The 24588-nt window shown below is 50.4% G+C and carries 21 protein-coding genes, 5 tRNA genes and 3 pseudogenes; 15 read left to right on the forward strand and 14 right to left on the reverse strand.

Annotation, left to right across the window (positions count from 1 at the left end):
• Positions 1 to 89: 89 nt before the first annotated feature.
• From C1192_RS23335 to C1192_RS23350, 4 genes and pseudogenes are all read left to right on the forward strand, one after another.
• A complete protein-coding gene (locus tag C1192_RS23335) occupies positions 90 to 1298 on the forward strand; it encodes an IS256-like element IS1414 family transposase (RefSeq protein ID WP_103194764.1) in 1209 nt (402 codons plus the stop codon).
• A 128-nt stretch (positions 1299 to 1426) separates the two neighbouring features.
• Positions 1427 to 2755, forward strand: a complete 1329-nt coding sequence (locus tag C1192_RS23340) for an IS4-like element IS4 family transposase (protein WP_103194760.1) — start codon at positions 1427 to 1429, stop codon at positions 2753 to 2755.
• 16 nt (positions 2756 to 2771) lie between these two features.
• A pseudogene (locus C1192_RS23345) lies at positions 2772 to 3722 on the forward strand (glycoside hydrolase family 1 protein); the annotation flags it as partial.
• Positions 3719 to 3943: pseudogene (locus tag C1192_RS23350) on the forward strand (CAT RNA binding domain-containing protein); the annotation flags it as partial. The pseudogenes C1192_RS23345 and C1192_RS23350, both read left to right, overlap by 4 nt.
• A 35-nt stretch (positions 3944 to 3978) precedes the next feature.
• On the opposite strand, the gene C1192_RS23355 reads toward C1192_RS23350, so the two are convergent.
• From C1192_RS23355 to cysZ, 7 genes and pseudogenes are all read right to left on the reverse strand, one after another.
• Entirely contained in the window at positions 3979 to 5187 is a 1209-nt protein-coding gene (locus tag C1192_RS23355) for an IS256-like element IS1414 family transposase (protein ID WP_103194764.1), read from the reverse strand.
• A gap of 99 nt (positions 5188 to 5286) precedes the next feature.
• Positions 5287 to 6399, reverse strand: a pseudogene (locus C1192_RS23360) (IS4-like element IS4 family transposase); the annotation flags it as partial.
• A 118-nt stretch (positions 6400 to 6517) separates the two neighbouring features.
• Positions 6518 to 7027 (reverse strand): PTS glucose transporter subunit IIA, encoded by a 510-nt coding sequence (gene crr / locus C1192_RS23365; RefSeq protein WP_000522247.1) that lies wholly within the window; start codon positions 7025 to 7027, stop codon positions 6518 to 6520.
• Between the two features lie 40 nt (positions 7028 to 7067).
• Positions 7068 to 8795: a phosphoenolpyruvate-protein phosphotransferase PtsI gene (gene ptsI, locus C1192_RS23370; protein ID WP_000623129.1), complete on the reverse strand. Its 1728-nt coding sequence runs from the start codon at positions 8793 to 8795 to the stop codon at positions 7068 to 7070.
• Positions 8796 to 8839: 44 nt separating this feature from the next.
• Positions 8840 to 9097, reverse strand: a complete 258-nt coding sequence (ptsH, locus tag C1192_RS23375) for a phosphocarrier protein Hpr (RefSeq protein ID WP_000487600.1) — start codon at positions 9095 to 9097, stop codon at positions 8840 to 8842.
• Between the two features lie 382 nt (positions 9098 to 9479).
• On the reverse strand, positions 9480 to 10451 hold the full coding sequence (gene cysK / locus C1192_RS23380; RefSeq protein ID WP_000034402.1) for a cysteine synthase A: 972 nt from the start codon (positions 10449 to 10451) through the stop codon (positions 9480 to 9482).
• 183 nt (positions 10452 to 10634) lie between these two features.
• Positions 10635 to 11396 (reverse strand): sulfate transporter CysZ, encoded by a 762-nt coding sequence (gene cysZ / locus C1192_RS23390; RefSeq protein ID WP_000626012.1) that lies wholly within the window; start codon positions 11394 to 11396, stop codon positions 10635 to 10637.
• 229 nt (positions 11397 to 11625) lie between these two features.
• Here cysZ and zipA point away from each other — a divergent pair, with 229 nt between their 5' ends.
• From zipA to C1192_RS23405, 3 genes are all read left to right on the forward strand, one after another.
• The gene (gene zipA / locus C1192_RS23395) at positions 11626 to 12618 is read left to right on the forward strand and encodes a cell division protein ZipA (protein WP_038355559.1); all 993 of its coding nucleotides are present in this window, start codon (positions 11626 to 11628) and stop codon (positions 12616 to 12618) included.
• Between the two features lie 70 nt (positions 12619 to 12688).
• Positions 12689 to 14704, forward strand: a complete 2016-nt coding sequence (gene ligA, locus C1192_RS23400) for an NAD-dependent DNA ligase LigA (protein ID WP_038355558.1) — start codon at positions 12689 to 12691, stop codon at positions 14702 to 14704.
• A 1-nt stretch (position 14705) separates the two neighbouring features.
• Positions 14706 to 14924 (forward strand): DUF3820 family protein, encoded by a 219-nt coding sequence (locus C1192_RS23405; protein WP_000410201.1) that lies wholly within the window; start codon positions 14706 to 14708, stop codon positions 14922 to 14924.
• On the opposite strand, the gene C1192_RS23410 is transcribed toward C1192_RS23405, so the two are convergent.
• The gene (locus C1192_RS23410) at positions 14921 to 15916 is read right to left on the reverse strand and encodes a bile acid:sodium symporter family protein (protein ID WP_000765619.1); all 996 of its coding nucleotides are present in this window, start codon (positions 15914 to 15916) and stop codon (positions 14921 to 14923) included. The genes C1192_RS23405 and C1192_RS23410 overlap by 4 nt on opposite strands.
• An 89-nt stretch (positions 15917 to 16005) precedes the next feature.
• Here C1192_RS23410 and C1192_RS23415 point away from each other — a divergent pair, with 89 nt between their 5' ends.
• Entirely contained in the window at positions 16006 to 16932 is a 927-nt protein-coding gene (locus C1192_RS23415) for a LysR family transcriptional regulator (RefSeq protein WP_001109778.1), read from the forward strand.
• 38 nt (positions 16933 to 16970) lie between these two features.
• Here the strand turns inward: C1192_RS23415 and C1192_RS23420 are convergent, their stop codons facing one another.
• Entirely contained in the window at positions 16971 to 17735 is a 765-nt protein-coding gene (locus C1192_RS23420) for a nucleoside-specific channel-forming Tsx family protein (protein WP_038355557.1), read from the reverse strand.
• Positions 17736 to 17983: 248 nt separating this feature from the next.
• Between C1192_RS23420 and xapA the strand changes: the two genes are divergently transcribed.
• From xapA to xapR, 4 genes are read left to right on the forward strand one after another with little or no spacing between them, the layout of a single operon-like run.
• Positions 17984 to 18817: a xanthosine phosphorylase gene (xapA, locus tag C1192_RS23425; RefSeq protein WP_000084579.1), complete on the forward strand. Its 834-nt coding sequence runs from the start codon at positions 17984 to 17986 to the stop codon at positions 18815 to 18817.
• Positions 18818 to 18876: 59 nt separating this feature from the next.
• Positions 18877 to 20133, forward strand: a complete 1257-nt coding sequence (xapB, locus tag C1192_RS23430; RefSeq protein WP_000020394.1) for a xanthosine/proton symporter XapB — start codon at positions 18877 to 18879, stop codon at positions 20131 to 20133.
• 52 nt (positions 20134 to 20185) lie between these two features.
• A complete protein-coding gene (locus C1192_RS23435; protein ID WP_000651752.1) occupies positions 20186 to 20344 on the forward strand; it encodes a DUF1427 family protein in 159 nt (52 codons plus the stop codon).
• A gap of 40 nt (positions 20345 to 20384) precedes the next feature.
• On the forward strand, positions 20385 to 21269 hold the full coding sequence (gene xapR, locus C1192_RS23440; protein WP_001516822.1) for a DNA-binding transcriptional regulator XapR: 885 nt from the start codon (positions 20385 to 20387) through the stop codon (positions 21267 to 21269).
• 108 nt (positions 21270 to 21377) lie between these two features.
• Here xapR and C1192_RS23445 read toward each other — a convergent pair.
• The 3 genes from C1192_RS23445 to C1192_RS23455 form a co-directional block, all read right to left on the reverse strand.
• Positions 21378 to 21453 (reverse strand) — tRNA-Lys (locus C1192_RS23445).
• Positions 21454 to 21457: 4 nt separating this feature from the next.
• Positions 21458 to 21533 (reverse strand) — tRNA-Val (locus tag C1192_RS23450).
• 44 nt (positions 21534 to 21577) lie between these two features.
• Positions 21578 to 21653: transfer RNA gene (locus C1192_RS23455), tRNA-Val, on the reverse strand.
• A gap of 259 nt (positions 21654 to 21912) precedes the next feature.
• Here C1192_RS23455 and gltX point away from each other — a divergent pair.
• Positions 21913 to 23328 carry a glutamate--tRNA ligase gene (gene gltX / locus C1192_RS23460; RefSeq protein WP_038355556.1) on the forward strand — a complete coding sequence of 472 codons (1416 nt, stop codon included), beginning with the start codon at positions 21913 to 21915 and terminating at the stop codon, positions 23326 to 23328.
• 57 nt (positions 23329 to 23385) lie between these two features.
• On the opposite strand, the gene C1192_RS23465 is transcribed toward gltX, so the two are convergent.
• Positions 23386 to 23778: a MerR family transcriptional regulator gene (locus C1192_RS23465; RefSeq protein WP_038355555.1), complete on the reverse strand. Its 393-nt coding sequence runs from the start codon at positions 23776 to 23778 to the stop codon at positions 23386 to 23388.
• 1 nt (position 23779) lies between these two features.
• Positions 23780 to 24139, reverse strand: a complete 360-nt coding sequence (locus C1192_RS23470; RefSeq protein WP_000472019.1) for a YfeC-like transcriptional regulator — start codon at positions 24137 to 24139, stop codon at positions 23780 to 23782.
• 220 nt (positions 24140 to 24359) lie between these two features.
• On the opposite strand from C1192_RS23470, the gene C1192_RS23475 reads away from it, so the two are divergent.
• Positions 24360 to 24435 (forward strand) — tRNA-Ala (locus C1192_RS23475).
• Positions 24436 to 24474: 39 nt separating this feature from the next.
• Positions 24475 to 24550: transfer RNA gene (locus C1192_RS23480), tRNA-Ala, on the forward strand.
• The last annotated feature ends 38 nt before the right edge of the window (positions 24551 to 24588 follow it).

Here is a 24588-nt window from a genome sequence, read left to right on the forward strand (position 1 = left end):
CCACGGGCGTAATGCCAGAGCCTGTACATAGATTTGTGTAATTGCCTGATTTTGATATGTTCAATCCAGCATCAAATGAAGGTTAATTTATGGACGAAAAACAGTTACAGGCTCTGGCTAACGAACTGGCCAAAAACCTCAAAACCCCTGAAGACCTCAGTCAGTTTGATCGGCTGCTGAAAAAGCTCAGCGTTGAAGCCGCTCTCAATGCAGAGATGACACACCATCCTGGGTATGAGAAAAATCAGTCCAGACCAGGAGCTAACTCCCGCAACGGTTTTTCCACAAAGACCGTTATCACAGGCGACGGTCCACTGGAACTGCGTACTCCGCGCGATCGTGACGGTACCTTCGAACCACAACTGGTAAAGAAAAATCAGACCCGTATTACCGGGATGGATAACCAGATCCTCTCGTTGTATGCCAAAGGGATGACCACCCGTGAGATAGCTGCTGCGTTCAAAGAACTGTATGACGCAGATGTTTCACCGGCACTGATATCAAAGGTTACCGATGCCGTGATGGAGCAGGTTGTAGAATGGCAAAACCGACCACTGGATGCTGTTTACCCCATTGTTTATCTTGACTGTATCGTCCTGAAAGTTCGGCAGGACAGTCGCGTCATCAACAAATCGGTGTTCCTGGCACTGGGCATCAATATCGAAGGTCAGAAAGAACTGCTGGGTATGTGGCTGGCCGAAAATGAAGGGGCGAAGTTCTGGCTCAATGTGCTGACTGAACTGAAAAACCGCGGTCTGAACGATATCCTCATCGCCTGTGTGGATGGCCTGAAAGGCTTCCCGGATGCCATCAACACAGTATATCCGAAGGCCCGCATCCAGTTATGCATCGTGCATATGGTGCGCAACAGCCTGCGCTTCGTGTCATGGAAGGACTACAAAGCCGTCACTCGCGACCTGAAAGCGATTTATCAGGCTCCCACGGAAGAGGCAGGCCAGCAGGCACTGGAAGCGTTCGCTGCGGCCTGGGACTGTCGCTATCCTCAGATAAGCCGAAGCTGGCAGGCTAACTGGCCGAATCTTGCCACGTTCTTCGCTTATCCAACGGACATCCGCAAAGTGATCTATACGACGAATGCCATCGAGTCGCTAAACAGCGTGATCCGCCATGCGCTCAAAAAGCGTAAAGTGTTCCCGACAGACGACTCGGTGAAAAAAGTGGTGTGGCTGGCAATCCAGTCTGCGTCCCAGAAATGGACGATGCCGTTGAAGGACTGGCGAATGGCAATGAGCCGCTTTATTATCGAGTTCGGTGACCGCCTGGACGGTCACTTCTGAGAAAAGGCATTTACACAGAATCTTAAACAGGCTCCTTTCTGGTGTAATGCCGATCAGTTAAGGATCAGTTGACCGATCCAGTGGCTGTGTAAGAATCCGGAAACGCTCACTCGTTTCCGGATTTTTTTATGCTCATTGGACAGGCCCTTGATCTGGTATCCCGTTACGATTCTCTGCGTAACCCACTGACTTCTCTGGGGGATTACCTCGACCCCGAACTCATCTCTCGTTGCCTTGCCGAATCAGGTACTGTAACGCTACGCAAGCGCCGTCTTCCCCTCGAAATGATGGTCTGGTGTATTGTTGGCATGGCGCTTGAGCGTAAAGAACCTCTTCACCAGATTGTGAATCGCCTGGACATCATGCTACCGGGCAATCGCCCCTTCGTTGCCCCCAGTGCCGTTATTCAGGCCCGCCAGCGCCTGGGAAGTGAGGCTGTCCGCCGCGTGTTCACGAAAACAGCGCAGCTCTGGCATAACACCACGCCGCATCCGCACTGGTGCGGCCTGACCCTGCTGGCCATCGATGGTGTGTTCTGGCGCACACCGGATACACCAGAGAACGATGCAGCCTTCCCCCGCCAGACACATGCCGGGAACCCGGCGCTCTACCCGCAGGTCAAAATGGTCTGCCAGATGGAACTGACCAGCCATCTGCTGACGGCTGCAGCCTTCGGCACGATGAAGAACAGCGAAAATGAGCTTGCTGAGCAACTTATAGAACAAACCGGCGATAACACCCTGACGTTAATGGATAAAGGTTATTACTCACTGGGACTGTTAAATGCCTGGAGCCAGGCGGGAGAACACCGCCACTGGATGATCCCTCTCAGAAAGGGAGCGCAATATGAAGAGATCAGAAAACTGGGTAAAGGCGATCATCTGGTGAAGCTGAAAACCAGCCCGCAGGCACGAAAAAAGTGGCCGGGGCTGGGAAATGAGGTGACAGCCCGCCTGCTGACCGTGACGCGCAAAGGAAAAGTCTGCCATCTGCTGACGTCGATGACGGACGCCATGCGCTTCCCCGGAGGAGAAATGGCGGATCTGTACAGTCATCGCTGGGAAATCGAACTGGGATACAGGGAGATAAAACAGACGATGCAACTGAGCAGGCTGACGCTGAGAAGTAAAAAGCCGGAGCTTGTGGAGCAAGAGCTGTGGGGTGTCTTACTGGCTTATAATCTGGTGAGATATCAGATGATTAAAATGGCAGAACATCTGAAAGGTTACTGGCCGAATCAACTGAGTTTCTCAGAATCATGCGGAATGGTGATGAGAATGCTGATGACATTGCAGGGCGCTTCACCGGGACGTATACCGGAGCTGATGCGCGATCTTGCAAGTATGGGACAACTTGTGAAATTACCGACAAGAAGGGAAAGAGCCTTCCCGAGAGTGGTAAAGGAGAGGCCCTGGAAATACCCCACAGCCCCGAAAAAGAGCCAGTCAGTTGCTTAACTGACTGGCATTACAGCTATGGCTGACGATTAACGAACAGAACACCATGATCCTGCATCCCGGCGCGATTGGCGTACCCGCCAATCGTGAACTGCCGGATAAGAAGGCGCTGTACCAGCAGAATCATCATATGATGCTGGCTCAGGCGCAGATCTTCGCCCTGTGCCACCGCGAATTCCCTGGGCTGCGCATCGGCCCGGCGATAAACACCACTTCGATGTACGCCGAAAGTTGCAAACCGGAAGACGCTATTGCCGCGCATAACTGGGAAACGCTGCGCTGCTGGAGTTTTTTAGATGTAGCGGTACATGGTCGCTACAACGCCCTGGCGTGGGCGTATTTGCAGGATCGCGGCCTCGCGCCGGAAATGCAGCCAGAAGATGCGCTGATTTTGCAGCAGGGGCGGCCGGATTTTATCGCCATTAACTACTACTCAACCGCGACGATTGCTGCCAGCCGGGGCGATGGTGCCGATGTTGCCCCCCGCGCGGGCGATCAACAAATTATGCTGGGCGAAGAGGGCGTTTATCGGCCAGCGGAAAATCCGTGGGTCGGCAAAACGCCTTACGGCTGGGTCGTTGATCCGGTGGGATTGCGCCTGACGCTGCGTAAAGTGTGCGAGCGCTACGGCCTGCCGATTCTGATCAGCGAAAACGGTATGGGCGCACCGGATAAGCTGGAGCATGATGGGACGGTGAATGACGATTACCGTATCGCTTTCCTTGAGGCGCACATTGAGCAAATGCGTCTGGCAATTGCTGACGGCGTCGAGCTGATGGGCTACTGCCCATGGGCAGCAATTGATGTGGTAAGCACTCACCAGGGATACGCTAAGCGCTACGGTTTTATTTATGTCGATCGCGGCGAGGATGATCTGAAGAGTTTGCAAAGGATCCGCAAACGCAGTTTCTGGTGGTATAAGGATGTCATCGCGCAAAACGGTAACCACAACGAGTCTCAGAGATGATTGTTCAGAAGGTGCTCAATAATAGCCTGGTGCTCTCCCTTGATGACGATAACAGGGAAGTTATCGTCATGGGGAAAGGTATTGGCTTCAACAGCAGACCCGGGGACGAGATCGCCCCGGAGCAGATAGAGAAGCTATTTGTAACCCAGACGCTTGACGAACGCAGCGGCTATCTTGAGGCACTTTCCGCTATACCGGATGAAGTCATCGAAATGGCTGCGAGAGCCTGTTTAAGATTCTGTGTAAATGCCTTTTCTCAGAAGTGACCGTCCAGGCGGTCACCGAACTCGATAATAAAGCGGCTCATTGCCATTCGCCAGTCCTTCAACGGCATCGTCCATTTCTGGGACGCAGACTGGATTGCCAGCCACACCACTTTTTTCACCGAGTCGTCTGTCGGGAACACTTTACGCTTTTTGAGCGCATGGCGGATCACGCTGTTTAGCGACTCGATGGCATTCGTCGTATAGATCACTTTGCGGATGTCCGTTGGATAAGCGAAGAACGTGGCAAGATTCGGCCAGTTAGCCTGCCAGCTTCGGCTTATCTGAGGATAGCGACAGTCCCAGGCCGCAGCGAACGCTTCCAGTGCCTGCTGGCCTGCCTCTTCCGTGGGAGCCTGATAAATCGCTTTCAGGTCGCGAGTGACGGCTTTGTAGTCCTTCCATGACACGAAGCGCAGGCTGTTGCGCACCATATGCACGATGCATAACTGGATGCGGGCCTTCGGATATACTGTGTTGATGGCATCCGGGAAGCCTTTCAGGCCATCCACACAGGCGATGAGGATATCGTTCAGACCGCGGTTTTTCAGTTCAGTCAGCACATTGAGCCAGAACTTCGCCCCTTCATTTTCGGCCAGCCACATACCCAGCAGTTCTTTCTGACCTTCGATATTGATGCCCAGTGCCAGGAACACCGATTTGTTGATGACGCGACTGTCCTGCCGAACTTTCAGGACGATACAGTCAAGATAAACAATGGGGTAAACAGCATCCAGTGGTCGGTTTTGCCATTCTACAACCTGCTCCATCACGGCATCGGTAACCTTTGATATCAGTGCCGGTGAAACATCTGCGTCATACAGTTCTTTGAACGCAGCAGCTATCTCACGGGTGGTCATCCCTTTGGCATACAACGAGAGGATCTGGTTATCCATCCCGGTAATACGGGTCTGATTTTTCTTTACCAGTTGTGGTTCGAAGGTACCGTCACGATCGCGCGGAGTACGCAGTTCCAGTGGACCGTCGCCTGTGATAACGGTCTTTGTGGAAAAACCGTTGCGGGAGTTAGCTCCTGGTCTGGACTGATTTTTCTCATACCCAGGATGGTGTGTCATCTCTGCATTGAGAGCGGCTTCAACGCTGAGCTTTTTCAGCAGCCGATCAAACTGACTGAGGTCTTCAGGGGTTTTGAGGTTTTTGGCCAGTTCGTTAGCCAGAGCCTGTAACTGTTTTTCGTCCATAAATTAACCTTCATTTGATGCTGGATTGAACATATCAAAATCAGGCAATTACACAAATCTATGTACAGGCTCCAATACGGTTCTGACGAGCCGCTTACGTTGATTCGGCCAGTAACCTTTCAGATGTTCTGCCATTTTAATCATCTGATATCTCACCAGATTATAAGCCAGTAAGACACCCCACAGCTCTTGCTCCACAAGCTCCGGCTTTTTACTTCTCAGCGTCAGCCTGCTCAGTTGCATCGTCTGTTTTATCTCCCTGTATCCCAGTTCGATTTCCCAGCGATGACTGTACAGATCCGCCATTTCTCCTCCGGGGAAGCGCATGGCGTCCGTCATCGACGTCAGCAGATGGCAGACTTTTCCTTTGCGCGTCACGGTCAGCAGGCGGGCTGTCACCTCATTTCCCAGTCCCGGCCACTTTTTTCGTGCCTGCGGGCTGGTTTTCAGCTTCACCAGATGATCGCCTTTACCCAGTTTTCTGATCTCTTCATATTGCGCTCCCTTTCTGAGAGGGATCATCCAGTGGCGGTGTTCTCCCGCCTGGCTCCAGGCATTTAACAGTCCCAGTGAGTAATAACCTTTATCCATTAACGTCAGGGTGTTATCGCCGGTTTGTTCTATAAGTTGCTCAGCAAGCTCATTTTCGCTGTTCTTCATCGTGCCGAAGGCTGCAGCCGTCAGCAGATGGCTGGTCAGTTCCATCTGGCAGACCATTTTGACCTGCGGGTAGAGCGCCGGGTTCCCGGCATGTGTCTGGCGGGGGAAGGCTGCATCGTTCTCTGGTGTATCCGGTGTGCGCCAGAACACACCATCGATGGCCAGCAGGGTCAGGCCGCACCAGTGCGGATGCGGCGTGGCGTTATGCCAGAGCTGCGCTGTTTTCGTGAACACGCGGCGGACAGCCTCACTTCCCAGGCGCTGGCGGGCCTGAATAACGGCACTGGGGGCAACGAAGGGGCGATTGCCCGGTAGCATGATGTCCAGGCGATTCACAATCTGGTGAAGAGGTTCTTTACGCTCAAGCGCCATGCCAACAATACACCAGACCATCATTTCGAGGGGAAGACGGCGCTTGCGTAGCGTTACAGTACCTGATTCGGCAAGGCAACGAGAGATGAGTTCGGGGTCGAGGTAATCCCCCAGAGAAGTCAGTGGGTTACGCAGAGAATCGTAACGGGATACCAGATCAAGGGCCTGTCCAATGTGCATAAAAAAATCCGGAAACGAGTGAGCGTTTCCGGATTCTTACACAGCCACTGGATCGGTCAACTGATCCTTAACTGATCGGCATTACGCCCACGGGCGCCATTTTTCACTGTGGCAAGAATTACTTCTTGATGCGGATAACCGGGGTTTCACCCACAGTCACGCTACCGGACAGTTTGATCAGTTCTTTGATTTCGTCCATGTTGGAGATAACAACCGGAGTCAGGGTTGACTTGGCTTTCTCTTCCAGCAGCGGCAGATCGAATTCAATAACAGTATCGCCAACTTTTACGCGCTGACCTTCTTCAGCAATACGCTTGAAGCCTTCGCCTTTCAGTTCAACGGTGTCGATACCGAAGTGGACGAACAACTCAACGCCGCTATCAGATTCGATAGAGAACGCGTGGTTGGTTTCAAAGATTTTACCAATGGTGCCGTCAACCGGAGCTACCATTTTGTTGCCAGTTGGTTTGATAGCAATACCATCACCAACGATTTTTTCCGCAAAAACGACATCCGGCACGTCTTCGATATTGACGATCTCGCCAGAGAGCGGAGCAATGATCTCAATAGTTCCGGTATCTTTTTTGTCATCAGAAACCAGAGATTTCAGTTTATCGAACAAACCCATGATCTTCTCCTAAGCAGTAAATTGGGCCGCATCTCGTGGATTAGCAGATTGTTTTTTCTTCAATGAACTTGTTAACCAGCGTCATTAACTCGTCCGTTGTCGGTTGAGCAAGAGCCTGCTCTGCTAACACCTTCGCATCTTCGAAGTTCGTGTTACGGATAATCTTCTTAATGCGCGGGATAGAAATGGCGCTCATAGAGAATTCGTCCAGACCCATCCCCAGCAACAGAAGTGTAGCACGTTCATCGCCAGCAAGCTCACCACACATGCCAGTCCATTTGCCTTCAGCATGAGAAGCATCAATAACTTGCTTGATCAAGTTCAGCACGGACGGTGACATTGGCTGGTAAAGGTGTGAAATCATATCATTACCACGGTCAACTGCCAGAGTGTACTGCGTTAAATCATTGGTGCCGATACTAAAGAAATCAACTTCTTTGGCTAAATGACGCGCAATTGTTGCGGCAGCCGGTGTTTCCACCATCACGCCAATTTCAATTGATTCGTCAAACGCTTTACCTTCGTCGCGCAGTTCCTGTTTGTAGATTTCAATCTCTTTGCGCAGTGCGCGTACTTCTTCAACAGAGATGATCATCGGGAACATGATGCGCAATTTGCCGAAAGCAGAGGCACGCAGGATAGCGCGGAGCTGATCGCGCAGAATCTCTTTACGATCCATCGCGATACGGATAGCACGCCAGCCGAGGAACGGGTTCTCTTCTTTCGGGAAGTTCATGTACGGCAGCTCTTTGTCGCCGCCAATGTCCATGGTACGAACAATAACCGCCTGCGAGCCACACGCTTCAGCCACAGCTTTGTAGGCCGCGAACTGTTCTTCTTCAGTCGGCAGCGCGTCGCGGTCCATGAACAGGAATTCGGTGCGATACAGACCAACGCCTTCAGCGCCATTACGTTCTGCACCTTCAACGTCACGAACAGTACCGATGTTAGCGCACACTTCTACCTGGTGACCGTCCAGCGTAATGGCTGGCAGATCTTTCAGCTTAGCAAGCTCTGCTTTTTCAGAAGCTACTTGCTCCTGAACAGCGCGCAATTTATCGATAACTTCGTTGGTTGGATTGACGTAAACCTGATTATTTACGGCATCCAGAATCAGATAGTCGTCATTTTTCACCTGAGAGGTGACGCTACCAGTACCCACAATGGCTGGCAGTTCCAGAGAGCGTGCCATGATTGAGGTGTGGGAAGTACGGCCACCCGCGTCGGTGATGAAACCCAGTACCTTCTTCAGGTTCAACTGTGCGGTTTCGGACGGCGTCAGGTCAGCGGCAACCAGAATGACTTCATCCTGAATCGCGCTCAGGTCGATAATCTTCAGACCCAGGATGTTGCGCAGCAGGCGCTTACCGATATCACGCACGTCAGCCGCACGTTCTTTCAGGTATTCATCATCCAGTTCTTCCAGGGCAGAAGCCTGACCTTCAATAACTTCATGAGCAGCAGCGTCAGCCGTCATGTGCTTATCTTTAATCAGGGCTATGATTTCCTGCTCCAGCTCCTCATCTTCGAGTAGCATGATATGCCCTTCAAAGATGGCTTCTTTTTCTTCACCGAACGTTTCACCAGCTTTCGTTTTGATCGTTTCAAGCTGGGCTGATGCCTTGGCACGACCGCTCAGAAAACGTTCAACTTCCTGATCAACCTGGTCGGCAGAAATTTTTTTCCGGTCAATGACGATTTCGTCTTCTTTCAGAAGCAGAGCTTTACCGAAAGCGATACCCGGGGATGCTAAAATGCCTGAAATCATAACCCTACCTTACTTGTGACTGATTTTTAAAAGAACCCGGGAAATTACTCGAGTTCCGCCATCAGTTTAACCAGATGTTCAACCGCTTTCTGTTCGTCTTCGCCTTCAGCGGAGATAGTCACAACGGTCCCTTGAGTCAGGCCCAGAGTCTGCAGTTTAAACAGGCTTTTTGCGCTGGCGCTTTTGCCGTTGGAAGTCACAGTAATTTCAGAAGTGAAGCCCTTAGCTTCTTTTACAAACTGGGCAGCAGGGCGGGTGTGCAGACCGTTCGGAGCGGTAATGGTAACTTCTTGCTGGAACATTGTATTTCCCCAACTTATAGGTTTAGTGTTGTGGAACTAAAGTCTAGCCTGGCGGTTTGACTTTAGCCTGTATTGTTAGCGCCAGTTTTAACAGACGCGACGCACGAAGTGTTCTATGCAGTCCATTGCTGGCGGATGTTGGCCGCTGACGTTTCGTTCATCATTAAACATTATGCCGCTAAAGGAAGAATTGAACCAAATCATAAAATCGATTCAGCTAAGGCTTTTCCTGTAACGATTAATTTCGCGCATCAAAATAATTAGTCAGGTTAAATACCAGTTCCGACAGGCTGAATCAATGCCAGGAGGGGCGAAAATTTGAAGTAGGCCACAAAAAAGCACCTAAAAAGGTGCTTTTTTACGCATTTCTAACAACCTGGCATTACTGTTGCAATTCTTTCTCGGTAAAGAGATCGGCAAATAATGCAGTGCTTAAATAACGTTCACCCGATGATGGCAGAATAACCACAATATTCTTATTGGTAAAGCTTTCATCTTCTTGCAGCTTCAATGCAGCGGCAACCGCCGCGCCAGAAGAGATCCCAGCAAGAATGCCTTCTTCTTCCATCAGACGACGTGCGGTAGAGATAGCTTCTTCATTGGTGATGCCAATAACTTTATCGACCAGTTTAAGATCAAGGTTAGCCGGGATAAAGCCAGCACCTATGCCCTGGATTTTATGCGGGCCGGGTTTGATTTCTTCACCTGCCAGCGCCTGGGCGATAACGGGAGAGTCGGTTGGCTCAACGGCGACAGAGATGAGATCAGTCTTGCCTTTGGTGCCTTTAATGTAGCGGCTGACGCCGGTCAGCGTACCGCCAGTACCGACACCAGCAATAAATACATCAACCTGACCATCGGTATCTTCCCAGATCTCCGGACCGGTGGTTTTTTCATGAATTTCTGGATTCGCCGGGTTGCTGAATTGTTGCAGCAGCAGATATTTTTCTGGGTTGCTGGCGACAATTTCTTCTGCTTTTTGAATTGCGCCTTTCATGCCTTTCGCGCCTTCGGTCAACACCAGGTTTGCGCCCAGAGCTTTCAGCAGTTTGCGGCGTTCAATACTCATGGTTTCTGGCATAGTCAGGGTGAGTTTGTAACCGCGAGCGGCAGCCACATAAGCCAGAGCAATACCTGTGTTGCCGCTGGTTGGTTCAACCAATTCAACGCCGGGTTTCAGCACGCCGCGTTTTTCGGCATCCCAAATCATATTGGCACCGATACGGCACTTAACGCTGAAGCTGGGGTTCCGAGATTCCACCTTCGCCAGAATACGTCCGTTACCGATGCGATTCAGGCGAACCAGCGGTGTGTGACCGATAGTCAGCGAGTTATCTTCAAAAATCTTACTCATGGCCTGTCCTTAACTGTATGAAATTGGGATACAACAGGTAGCATACCCGCTCAGAGAATATGCGGAAGTAAGGATTTAGCATATCTATATGCAGAAGGGAAATAATGGCTTGCAAGATGGAATAAGGGTGGCATAAGCCACCCCTCTTCCATACAAAAAGTTTACAAAATAACCAAGAGACTGTTACTTCCACAATGCATGTTTAGCGCGATAACAATCGACCCACATTGCTGTCGCGCCACAGACGGCCACTGGCATGATGAACAGGTTGAGCACCGGGATCATCGTGAACAGGCTGGTTAATGCGCCAAACTGCATATTGGTGATTTTGCGCGTGCGCAGGGCAGTGCGCATCTCTTTGAACGGCACTTTGTGGTTGTCGAACGGATAGTCGCAGTACTGAATGGCTAACATCCAGGCACTGAACAGGAACCACAGTACTGGTGCGACGGTTTGCCCGATGCCCGGGATGAAGTAGAGGATCAGCAATACGATGGCGCGTGGCAGATACCAGGCAAATTTTTGCCATTCGCGTTTCATAATTCGCGGCACATCTTTCATGATGCCAAAGATGCCGGTATCCGGCGGCGTAGCGCCTGTCAGCCTGGCTTCCAACTGTTCAGCCAATAAACCGTTAAACGGTGCGGCAATCCAGTTCGCAATAGTTGAGAAAAAATAGCCAAAAACCAGTAGAACGGAGATAACCGCGACAGGCCACAGCAAATAGCTCAACCATTGCAGCCAGTCAGGCACGTGGCTCATTAATGATGGGATCCAGGCATCCAGTTGAGTAAAGAGCCACCAGAATGCACTTCCCATCAACAAAATATTGACCAACAGAGGTAAAATAACAAAACGCCGAATCCCGGGTTGCGAGACGAGCTTCCAGCCTTGCGCAAAATAGTAAAAACCGCTGCGTGGGGAAGATGTGAATGTTGAAATCATAATCAGGATATGCTCCTTTTGACCAATCCCAGGAAAATTCTGCGTATTTTACCGGGTAATTGCGCAATGGACAGTTAGGATATGTTCGAAAAAACAGCAAAAAGCACGATTTCATCTATCTTTGTGCTGTGAAAGTTAAGAGTGCACTTGCACTTGAGGTAATCGGCAAATACTCTTAGTGAGTAAATGTTTGCCGTGGTGGCAAGGTGTTAGAACAACAGAGAATATAATGATGCAGGATTTGCGTCTGATATTAATCATTGTTGGCGCGATCGCCATAATCGCTTTACTGGTACATGGTTTCTGGACCAGCCGTAAAGAACGATCTTCTATGTTCCGCGATCGGCCATTAAAACGAATGAAGTCAAAACGTGACGACGATTCTTATGACGAGGATGTCGAAGATGATGAGGGCGTTGGTGAGGTTCGTGTTCACCGCGTAAATCATGCCCCGGCTAACGCTCAGGAGCATGAGGCTGCTCGTCCGTCGCCGCAACACCAGTACCAACCGCCTTATGCGTCTGCGCAGCCGCGTCAACCGGTTCAGCAGCCGCCTGAAGCGCAGGTATCGCCGCAACATGCTCCGCATTCAGCGCATCCTGTTCAGCAACCACAGCCAGTACAGCAGCCGGCCTACCCGCCGCAGCCTGAACAGCCTGTTGCTTCGCAGGTACAGTCAGCTCCGCAGCCGACACAGCCAGCGCCACAACCGGCGCAGCAGGCTTTCCAGACTGCGGAACCCGTAGCAGCACCGCAGCCTGAGCCTGTGGCTGAACCGGTGCCTGTCATGGATAAGCCGAAGCGCAAAGAAGCGGTGATCATTATGAACGTCGCAGCGCATCACGGTAACGAGCTGAACGGTGAACTGCTTCTTAACAGCATTCAGCAGGCGGGCTTTATCTTTGGCGATATGAATATTTACCATCGTCATCTTAGCCCGGACGGCAGTGGCCCGGCGTTATTCAGCCTGGCGAATATGGTGAAACCGGGAACATTTGATCCTGAAATGAAGGATTTCACTACACCGGGTGTCACTATCTTTATGCAGGTGCCGTCTTATGGTGATGAACTGCAAAACTTCAAGCTGATGCTGCAATCTGCGCAGCATATCGCTGATGAAGTGGGCGGCGTGGTGCTTGATGATCAGCGCCGTATGATGACTCCGCAGAAACTGCGCGAGTATCAGGACATCATCCGCGAAGTGAAAGACGCTAACGCCTGATACACTTAAATTAAATCAACTTCTCTTCGAACCCCCGCTTGTCGGGGGTTTTTAGCATTGATGGTGCGATATGGAATCAATCGAACAACAACTGACAGAACTGCGAACGGTGCTTCGTCATCATGAATATCTTTATCATGTGATGGATGCGCCGGAAATTCCTGACGCTGAATACGATCGCCTGATGCGCGAACTGCGCGAGCTGGAAGCCAAACATCCAGAACTGATTACCCCTGATTCACCCACTCAACGTGTAGGTGCAGCACCGTTAGCGGCTTTCAGCCAGATCCGTCATGAAGTACCGATGCTGTCGCTGGATAACGTTTTTGATGAAGAGAGTTTTCTTGCTTTCAACAAACGCGTTCAGGATCGTCTGAAAAGTAACGAAAAAGTGACCTGGTGCTGTGAGCTGAAGCTCGATGGCCTTGCCGTCAGCATTCTGTATGAGAATGGCGTACTGGTGAGCGCAGCAACCCGTGGCGATGGCACTACCGGGGAAGACATCGCATCTAACGTCCGTACTATTCGCGCCATTCCGCTGAAACTACACGGTGAGAATATCCCGGCGCGTCTGGAAGTGCGTGGTGAAGTGTTCCTGCCGCAGGCGGGCTTCGAAAAGATCAACGAAGATGCGCGACGCACGGGCGGAAAAGTGTTTGCTAACCCACGTAATGCGGCGGCAGGTTCATTGCGTCAGCTTGATCCGCGTATCACAGCCAAGCGGCCGCTCACTTTCTTCTGCTACGGCGTTGGCGTGCTGGAAGGCGGTGAGCTGCCAGATACTCATCTTGGTCGTTTACTGCAATTTAAAAAGTGGGGATTACCGGTCAGCGATCGCGTCACGTTATGCGAATCGGCGGAAGAGGTGCTGGCGTTCTACCATAAAGTAGAAGAAGACCGCCCGACGCTGGGCTTTGATATCGACGGCGTGGTAATTAAGGTCAACTCCCTGGCGCAGCAGGAACAGCTTGGCTTTGTTGCGCGCGCCCCTCGTTGGGCAGTGGCGTTTAAATTTCCGGCACAGGAGCAGATGACTTTTGTGCGTGACGTCGAGTTTCAGGTTGGGCGTACTGGCGCGATTACGCCTGTTGCACGTCTCGAACCTGTCCATGTCGCGGGTGTGTTGGTGAGCAACGCCACCCTACACAATGCCGATGAAATCGAACGTCTTGGCTTACGTATTGGCGATAAAGTGGTGATTCGCCGTGCTGGCGACGTGATCCCGCAAGTGGTTAACGTGGTGCTTTCTGAACGCCCGGAAGATACTCGTGAGGTAGTATTCCCGACGCATTGCCCGGTATGCGGTTCTGACGTGGAACGAGTGGAAGGCGAGGCTGTGGCTCGCTGTACTGGTGGTTTGATTTGCGCCGCCCAGCGTAAAGAGTCGCTGAAACACTTTGTTTCCCGTCGCGCGATGGACGTTGACGGTATGGGAGACAAAATCATCGACCAGTTGGTTGAAAAAGAATATGTCCATACGCCTGCGGATCTGTTCAAGTTAACGGCGGGTAAGCTCACCGGGCTGGAGAGAATGGGGCCGAAATCGGCGCAAAACGTGGTTAACGCACTGGAAAAAGCGAAAGAAACCACCTTTGCCCGCTTCCTTTATGCGCTTGGCATCCGCGAAGTCGGTGAGGCAACGGCATCAGGTCTGGCGGCATATTTCGGCACGCTGGAAGCGCTGGAAGCGGCTTCGATTGAAGAGCTGCAAAAAGTGCCCGATGTTGGAATTGTCGTCGCATCTCATGTGCACAACTTCTTTGCCGAAGAAAGTAACCGTAATGTCATCAGTGAACTGCTGGCGGAAGGCGTTCACTGGCCTGCGCCGGTAGTCATCAACGCGGAAGAGATCGACAGCCCGTTTGCTGGTAAAACGGTGGTGCTCACGGGTAGCTTAAGTCAGATGTCGCGTGATGACGCTAAAGCTCGCCTGGTCGAACTGGGCGCGAAAGTGGCGGGCAGCGTGTCGAAGAAAACCGACCTGGTGATTGCCGGAGAAGCCGCAGGTTCTAAACTGGCGAAAGCGCAGGAACTGGGCATTGAAGTGATCGACGAAGCTGAAATGCTGCGTTTGTTGGGCAACTGAGATGGAAAAAGAGCAGTTGATTGAAATAGCCAATACGATAATGCCGTTTGGCAAGTACAAAGGGCGTCGCTTAATTGACCTGCCGGAGGAGTATCTGCTGTGGTTTGCCCGCAAAGATGAATTTCCGGCAGGGAAACTCGGTGAGCTAATGCAAATCACGCTGCTGATTAAAACGGAGGGGCTGACGCAACTGGTCCAGCCCCTGAAACGCCCGCTTTAAACCTTTCCGTGGCTTTCCTGCTGCGACTGTAACTGCCCGGTCTGGCGCTTGTAACGACGCGCCAGTACCGCGCAAACCATCAGTTGGATCTGATGGAAAATCATCAATGGCAGCACCATCATACCGATCACCGATGTCGGGAACAGAATGTTTGCCATTGGGATACCATTCGCCAGACTCTTTTTTGAGCCACAGAAGACGATAGTGATTTCATCCGCCTTATTGAAACCCAGTCGGCGCGCCATAAAGACGTTAATCACAATCACAATAGCCAACAGCACGCAACTAACCACCACAATAAACAATAGCGATCCCCAGCCGACTTTATGCCAGATACCGTTAACGACTGCTTCGCTAAATGCCGTATAAACCACCAACAGAATGGATGTCTGATCGGTTTTCGCAATCCACTTTTTATTGCGCGCCACCCAGTTACCAATCCACGGGCGGGAAAGATGCCCCAACACAAACGGCAGCAACAGTTGCAGCATAATCTTACCGACCTGCTCGAGGCTACCCTCTGCACCGTGAACATTCATCACCACACCAACCAGCAACGGCGAAAGGAAAATCCCCAGCAGACTGGATGCTGACGCAGAGCAAACTGCAGCCGCGACATTACCACCCGCCATTGAGGTAAAGGCAATTGCGGACTGCACGGTAGCCGGAAGAATGCACAGATAGAGAAAACCGGAGTAGAGCATCGGGTCGACATTTACCGGTTTCCACCAGGCAAACAGTACGCCCAGAATTGGGAACAGCACGAAGGTGCTGCACATTACCCACAAATGTAGCCGCCAGTGACTACCGCCAGCGATAATCGCTTCACGCGACAATTTTGCGCCGTGCATAAAGAACAGCAGGGCAATAGCTGCCGTAGTCAGATTTTCAAAGAACGGGACGAAATCGCCTCTGGCCGGGAAGAAGGAAGCCAGTAATACCACTGTGATCAGGGTTAAGGTGAAAGGATCGAGGATACGAAAAAGTTTCATAAAGACTCCAGATGATCGATGGTTCTATTGTGCTTCTTCCAGTTTGAGAAATAAAATTGATTTATTGCATCCATTTATGAAGAAAATAGATGAATTATTCTTTAAAACAATTAAAGGTTTTCGTCACAGTAGCGCAGGAGAAAAGTTTTAGTCGCGCAGGAGAGCGTATTGGCCTGAGCCAGTCGGCAGTGAGTCACAGTGTGAAGGAGCTGGAAAACCATACGGGTGTTCGCCTGCTGGACAGAACCACGCGTGAAGTGGTGCTTACAGATGCTGGGCTGCAGTTGGCTTTGCGTCTTGAGCGACTGCTGGATGAACTAAACAGCACGTTGCGCGATACCGGGCGTATGGGGCAACAACTGAGCGGAAAAGTTCGGGTCGCTGCCAGCCAGACCATTTCCGCGCATCTTATTCCGCAATGCATTGCTGAAAGCCATCGCCGCTATCCAGATATTCAGTTTGTCCTGCACGATCGTCCGCAGCAGTGGGTGATGGAAAGTATTCGCCAGGGAGATGTCGATTTTGGCATCGTCATCGATCCAGGCCCAGTGGGCGATCTGCAATGTGAAGCGATTCTTTCCGAGCCTTTCTTCTTGCTTTGCCATCGCGATAGCTCTCTGGCCGCGGAAGATTATGTAGCCTGGCAGGCATTACAGGGAGCGAAACTGGTGTTGCAGGATTACGCGTCAGGCAGCCGACCGCTGATTGATGCAGCGCTGGCGCGCAACGGTATTCAGGCGAATATTGTGCAGGAGATTGGTCATCCGGCGACGTTGTTCCCGATGGTAGCCGCAGGCATCGGCATCAGTATTCTTCCCGCACTGGCGCTGCCATTACCTGAAGGTAGCCCACTGGTGGTAAAGCGTATTACGCCGGTGGTGGAACGCCAGTTGATGTTGGTGCGCAGGAAGAACCGTTCACTTTCCACTGCCGCTGAAGCGTTATGGGATGTGGTACGAGACCAGGGTCATGCGCTAATGGCTGAGCGGGAAGGGGATCCGTTGTATCAGATATAGAATGAATTCATACTGCCGGGAGCCCCGGCAGTAATTAATCAGAAGTTAAATTTGATGGAGTAGATTATCGCATCCTGGTAAAAATCTTCGCCCAGTTTGTCATCCGCATATCGATACTGAATCCCCGTAGTGATGTGTGATGTTGCATTCCACCACAGTGCAACTGCGCCGTTCAGCCCTTCTTTACCGCCATTACCCGTCGCATAGGTAGCGTCACGGTCAAACTCGTACTCGTTCCAGTTGGTGAGAGTGAATTTCTCACTGCCCAGCATAAAGTTGTAACCTGCAACCCAGCCGGCTACATAGCCGTTGTTGCCAGTGTAATAGGTTTGATCTGTATAACGCTTAGCAAAGAACGGTTTGAACCACCAACCGCTGCCGGTGAAATTGTAGCCGACACCGTACAGGAACATATCGTCGTGGAAATTCACGCGATTTGCAGATCCGTAGGTACCATACGCGTGCAGGTAAAGATTAAATCCGGTGTCACCCAGGTAAATACGGTTGGTATTTTTAAAGGTATAACGCTGCTCGCTACCTGGTTTATTATGGCGACCGTTATAGAAGTTTTCCCAGTCGAAGAACCCGTACATTTCTCCCAAATTAAAGTTAGCGCCACCTTCAATTTCAAGATAACCAAAATCATCTTTGTGTGATTTTGTTGACGATTTTTCGGTAGTCCGACTGGTCCAGTCCAGATAATGCACGCCGATATCTGCAAAACCGCCTTTAAATTCTGCATGAGATATAACAGGTATCGCTAATATAGAGGATAGAGTCAGAGTTAAAAGATGTTTTTTCATAGCATAAATCCCTATGCTGATCGTTATTAGTAGATTGCTTAATAAAGTGGTTTGTTAAAAACGATATATTGTTAATGCAAAGGAATTAATATCGCCAATACAGTTTTTACCATTGATTAATAGAGAAAAGATATAAATCCATCGATATCGAATCGCTATTGAATGCGTGAGAAAAGTGTATTGGTAAGAGCCGGGACAACCTCGCTATAAAAAGGCGTTAGATTCCACCCTACAGAAAAAGGATATATATGTCTCAGGTTCAATTTTCTCATAACTCGCTGTTTTGCGTAGATATTATCAAGACTTATAAACCTAATTTCACGCCACGAGTGGCCTTTATTTTAGGTTCCGGGCTGGGCGCGCTGGCCGATCAGATTGAGAACGCTGTCGCAATTTCCTACGAAAAGCTGCCAGGTTTCCCGGTAAGTACGGTACATGGTCATGCGGGGGAGTTAGTGCTGGGCCATCTCCAGGGCGTACCGGTGGTATGTATGAAAGGTCGCGGACATTTCTACGAGGGTCGTGGAATGACCATCATGACTGACGCAATTCGTACCTTTAAGCTGCTGGGCTGCGAGCTACTGTTCTGCACCAATGCGGCAGGCTCACTGCGTCCGGAAGTGGGGGCAGGCAGCCTGGTCGCATTGAAAGATCATATCAACACCATGCCAGGTACGCCGATGGTGGGTCTTAACGATGATCGTTTTGGAGAGCGTTTCTTCTCACTGGCAAATGCCTACGATGCGGAATACCGCGCACTGTTACAAAAAGTGGCGAAAGAAGAGGGATTCCCTCTGACGGAGGGCGTGTTCGTCTCGTATCCGGGGCCGAATTTCGAGACTGCGGCGGAAATTCGCATGATGCAAATTATTGGTGGGGATGTTGTTGGTATGTCTGTGGTGCCTGAGGTTATTTCAGCTCGCCATTGCGACCTTAAAGTAGTTGCGGTCTCTGCGATTACCAATATGGCGGAAGGTTTAAGCGATGTGAAATTGTCACATGCCCAAACGCTGGCGGCTGCGGAGCTCTCTAAGCAGAACTTCATCAACCTTATTTGCGGCTTTCTGCGCAAAATTGCCTGAGAAAAACAATAAGAAACGGCCTCGCGGGTGAGGCCATATGATGCGACAAGGAAACGATTATGAGCATCGCTATGCGCTTAAAGGTAATGTCCTTTTTGCAATATTTTATCTGGGGGAGCTGGTTGGTTACCCTTGGATCTTACATGATTAATACCCTTCATTTCACCGGCGCGAACGTCGGTATGGTCTATAGCTCCAAAGGTATCGCCGCGATCATTATGCCCGGTATTATGGGGATCATCGCGGACAAATGGCTGCGCGCTGAACGTGCATATATGCTGTGTCATCTGGTGTGCGCTGGTGTACTTTTTTATGCGGCGTCGGTGAGTGATCCGGATACGATGTTTTGGGTGATGTTAATTAATGCGATGGCATTTATGCCGACTATCGCATTATCGAACAGCGTCTCGTATTCCTGTCTTGCTCAGGCAGGGCTTGACCCCGTATCTGCTTTCCCGCCCATTCGCGTTTTTGGTACGGTAGGATTTATTGTCGCGATGTGGGCGGTCAGCTTACTGCATCTGGAATTGAGCAGCCTGCAGTTGTATGTTGCGTCTGGTGCGTCATTGCTGCTGTCGGCTTATGCGCTGACTTTGCCTAAGATTCCGGTTGCGGAGAAAAAATCGACCACGTCGCTTGCCAGCAAGCTGGGTCTGGATGCTTTCGTGCTGTTTAAAAATCCACGCATGGCCATCTTTTTCCTCTTTGCCATGATGCTGGGTGCGGTACTGCAAATTACCAACGTTTTTGGTAATCCATTCCTGCATGATTTCGCCCGTAACCCGGAGTTTGCTGATAGCTTCGTGGTGAAATATCCCTCCATTTTACTGTCAGTTTCACAGATGGCTGAAGTCGGTTTCATTTTGACGATTCCGTTCTTTTTGAAGCGTTTTGGCATCAAAACCGTCATGCTGATGAGTATGGTGGCCTGGACGCTGCGCTTTGGCTTCTTCGCCTATGGAGATCCGTCACCAACCGGCTTTATTTTGCTGCTGCTGTCGATGATTGTTTACGGCTGTGCATTTGATTTCTTCAATATTTCTGGTTCGGTATTTGTCGAACAGGAAGTTGATTCCAGCATCCGTGCCAGCGCGCAGGGGCTCTTTATGACCATGGTAAATGGTGTCGGCGCATGGGTTGGCTCGATTCTGAGTGGTATGGCAGTAGATTACTTCTCGGTAGATGGCGTAAAAGACTGGCAAACTATCTGGCTGGTGTTTGCAGGATATGCTCTTTTTCTCGCAGTGATATTTTTCTTTGGGTTTAAATATAATCATGACCCTGAAAAGATAAAGCATCAAGCGGTGACTCATTAAAAGGATTCGCAGCTCTGCTCTTCAGAGCTGCTTTTATGATAAAGGTTAATTAGTGAAAGATATTTTATTTTCTTCCGGCGTTGGTTTTGGTATTGGTGCTTTATTTACAATCGTGCGCTTGCCTATTCCTGTACCAAATGTATTACCGGGTATATTATCCATTGTGTTTATGTATGTCGGATATCTGGTGGTGAAATACTTTATGCCATGATAATTTAATACGATGTATTTATTATATGGAGCACTTAATTATGGAACGCGTATACAGAACAGATCTTAAGTTGCTCCGTTATTTTCTTGCCGTAGCGGAAGAGTTGCATTTTGGCCGCGCAGCAGCGCGTTTAAATATGTCTCAGCCTCCGCTCAGCATTCATATTAAAGAGCTGGAAAATCAACTCGGCACGCAGCTTTTTATTCGCCATTCGCGCAGCGTCGTACTGACACACGCGGGCAAAATCTTGATGGAAGAATCGCGTCGATTGCTGGTGAATGCAAATAATGTATTGGCTCGGGTTGAACAAATAGGTCGGGGAGAAGCAGGGCGGATTGAACTCGGCGTAGTGGGAACGGCAATGTGGGGACGGATGCGCCCGGTTATGCGGCGATTCCTCAGGGAAAATCCTAACGTTGAAGTTCTTTTTCGCGAAAAGATGCCCGCGATGCAAATGGCCCTGCTGGAACGACGTGAACTCGATGCCGGGATCTGGCGAATGGCGACAGAACCACCGGCAGGTTTTACCAGCTTACGGTTGCATGAATCGGCGTTTCTGGTGGCGATGCCTGAAGAGCATCATCTCTCATCATTTTCCACCGTCCCACTGGAGGCGCTACGTGACGAGTATTTTGTTACAATGCCGCCTGTGTACACTGACTGGGATTTTTTGCAGCGAGTTTGCCAGCAGGTGGGATTTTCACCGGTTGTTATTCGCGAAGTTAATGAACCGCAAACGGTACTCGCCATGGTCAGTATGGGTATTGGTATCACATTGATAGCGGACAGCTACGCACAAATGAACTGGCCAGGTGTCATTTTCCGTCCGCTCAAAGAGCGCATCCCTGCGGATTTATATATTGTTTATGAAACACAGCAGGTGACGCCTGCGATGGTTAAGCTGTTGGCAGCATTGACACAGTAGGTGAGGGGACAGGAATTGCCGGAAATAGTAGGTGTGATAAGTGAAGCGCATCAGGCAATTTCGCAAATCACAGATAGCAAAAAAGCGCCTTTAGGCGCTTTTTTACATTGGTGGGTCGTGCAGGATTCGAACCTGCGACCAATTGATTAAAAGTCAACTGCTCTACCAACTGAGCTAACGACCCGAAGTGGTGGGTGATGACGGGATCGAACCGCCGACCCCCTCCTTGTAAGGGAGGTGCTCTCCCAGCTGAGCTAATCACCCATTTCTCAATTTCTTGCTACACGGCGGAGACTACATAAAGTAGTTGGTGGGTGATGACGGGATCGAACCGCCGACCCCCTCCTTGTAAGGGAGGTGCTCTCCCAGCTGAGCTAATCACCCCCCGCTGTGTGGAGTCGCATTATAGGGAGAGTTCAAAATGAGTCAACGCCTTTTCCAAAGAAATTGTTCGTTCGTCGTAAATTTAAGCAGGATGATCGCAAAACAGACCGTGTTGCGCAATTTCTCAACGAAAACAATAATGCATCATGTAGCAACCCGAACTACATTGAGGAATCAGGCTGGAGTGATAGAATATCGCCCACTCAATTTTTCCAGGATTTGCCGGTTGTCGGCATCTTTCTAAACGTAAGGCCATTTCATGAAAATCAAAACTCGCTTCGCGCCAAGCCCAACAGGCTATCTGCACGTTGGCGGCGCGCGTACTGCTCTTTACTCCTGGCTTTTTGCACGTAACCACGGTGGTGAGTTTGTGCTGCGTATTGAAGACACCGATCTTGAGCGTTCCACGCCGGAAGCTATCGAAGCCATTATGGATGGCATGAACTGGCTGAGTCTGGAGTGGGATGAAGGTCCGTACTTCCAGACCAAACGTTTTGATCGCTATAACGCGGTTATCGATCAGATGCTGGAAGAGGGGACGGCCTATAAATGCTACTGCTCTAAAGAGCGTCTGGAAGCACTGCGTGAAGAGCAGATGGCAAAAGGCGAGAAGCCGCGTTATGACGGTCGCTGCCGCCACAGTCATGAACATCATGCTGATGATGAACCGTGCGTCGTGCGTTTTGCTAATCCGCAGGAAGGTTCCGTTGTTTTTGACGATCAGATCCGTGGTCCGATCGAGTTCAGTAACCAGGAGCTGGATGATCTGATTATCCGCCGTACCGATGGTTCTCCGACCTATAACTTCTGTGTGGTTGTTGATGACTGGGATATGGAAATCACCCACGTAATCCGTGGTGAAGACCATATCAACAATACACCGCGTCAGATCAACATTCTGAAAGCCCTGAAAGCGCCAGTACCTGTTTACGCGCACGTTTCTATGATCAACGGTGATGACGGTAAAAAACTGTCCAAACGCCACGGTGCGGTCAGCGTAATGCAGTATCGCGACGATGGTTACCTGCCAGAAGCGTTGCTGAACTATCTGGTACGTCTGGGCTGGTCCCACGGCGATCAGGAAATCTTCACCCGTGAAGAAATGATCAAATACTTCACCCTGAACGCGGTTAGCAAATCTGCCAGTGCGTTTAACACAGACAAACTGCTGTGGCTAAACCATCATTACATTAACGCGTTGCCGCCGGAGTATGTCGCTACTCATTTACAGTGGCATATCGAGCAGGAAAATATTGATACCCGCAACGGCCCGCAACTGGCGGAACTGGTGAAACTGCTGGGTGAACGCTGCAAAACCCTGAAAGAGATGGCACAAAGTTGCCGTTATTTCTACGAAGATTTTGCCGAGTTTGATGCTGATGCAGCGAAAAAACATCTGCGCCCGGTCGCTCGCCAGCCGCTGGAAGTGGTACGTGACAAACTGTCTGCAATTACTGACTGGACGGCTGAAAATGTTCACCACGCTATTCAGGCAACAGCGGATGAGCTGGAAGTGGGTATGGGAAAAGTCGGTATGCCGCTGCGCGTAGCTGTTACCGGTGCGGGCCAGTCTCCGGCGCTGGATGTTACGGTTCACGCAATTGGCAAAGCACGCAGCATTGAGCGCATCAATAAAGCGCTGGTATTTATTGCTGAATGCGAAAACCAGCAGTAATTAATACTTAAAAGATAAACGGCAGGAGATAATATCCTGCCGTTTTTTACTTATTATTTATGCTGATTCGTCAATATCGAGACGGGCAAGGAAATTGCGAATCCCTTCACGCGATAAAAACTGCGCAACTTTTTCTTGCTCACTATGAGTCATATTGTCTATCGCGCTGATTATTTGCCGGTAAGCCGGAGTTCGCATACCAGGTGCGTATTCAGCAAGAGGTTCTTTGGCCTCGAGAAAAACCGGCGTGTTATGGAAGGCCGGTGTGTTTTGAATAAACTCGCAAACCTGCGTATCGATCAGAATAAGTCTGGCACGGCCGCCCTTCACGCCGGGAAATTTTTCCGTTTTCCAGCCTTTTTCTCTAATCCAGCGGTTAACGGTTTGTTTAGCCACGCCGAGGCATTCCGCCAGTTCTTCGGTGGTCATTTTATTGCGTAATCTTTTCATATTATTTGCTGTTGCGAATCCCTAAGCGTTGTAATAACCCGATAATCCCTTCCCGCAGAAGCAAGGATGTAAACTGTTTTTGTTCAGTTGCCGTCATCTCTTTCGCCAGCGTCGCTAACAGCACTTCAAGCGGCGCATCGCCAGACAGGGCGGGTATTTCTCCCTGACACTGTGGGCGTTCTGCATTGCGAATATATTCACGAACCTGTTCATTGATGTGTACCAGTCGGGCCTTGCCACCCTGGACGCCTGGTTTTGGTGATGTCGTCCAGCCTTCCTTGCGTACCCATTTATTAATGGTCTGGCGGCTATAACCGGTCAGTCTGGCAAGTTCATCTGGCGTCATCCTCTCCTTGAACATAACAATTCCCTGAATAGTTGTGGGTCTATTAAGTGTTCATTTTATAGCATCAATTTACAGGAAACCGTGATATGAATAACTACTGAATGCGAGACGTAATCCAAAAATGTTCATTTGCCTGATTTTTCAGCGATTGAAACCAGGTGCTGCAATTTGCCGTTGACACATAAGGGCGGAATTCATATGATGCCGCCCGTCAACTCGACAAGCTTTACGTGACGGGGCTATAGCTCAGCTGGGAGAGCGCTTGCATGGCATGCAAGAGGTCAGCGGTTCGATCCCGCTTAGCTCCACCAAATTTTGCACCCAGCAAATTTGGTACGTAAACGCCTCGTGGGGCTATAGCTCAGCTGGGAGAGCGCTTGCATGGCATGCAAGAGGTCAGCGGTTCGATCCCGCTTAGCTCCACCAAATTTCAAACCCTCGCTGCGAAGCGGGGGTTTTTTGTC

Origin of the sequence: Escherichia marmotae (assembly GCF_002900365.1) — a bacterium.
GTDB lineage: Bacteria > Pseudomonadota > Gammaproteobacteria > Enterobacterales > Enterobacteriaceae > Escherichia > Escherichia marmotae.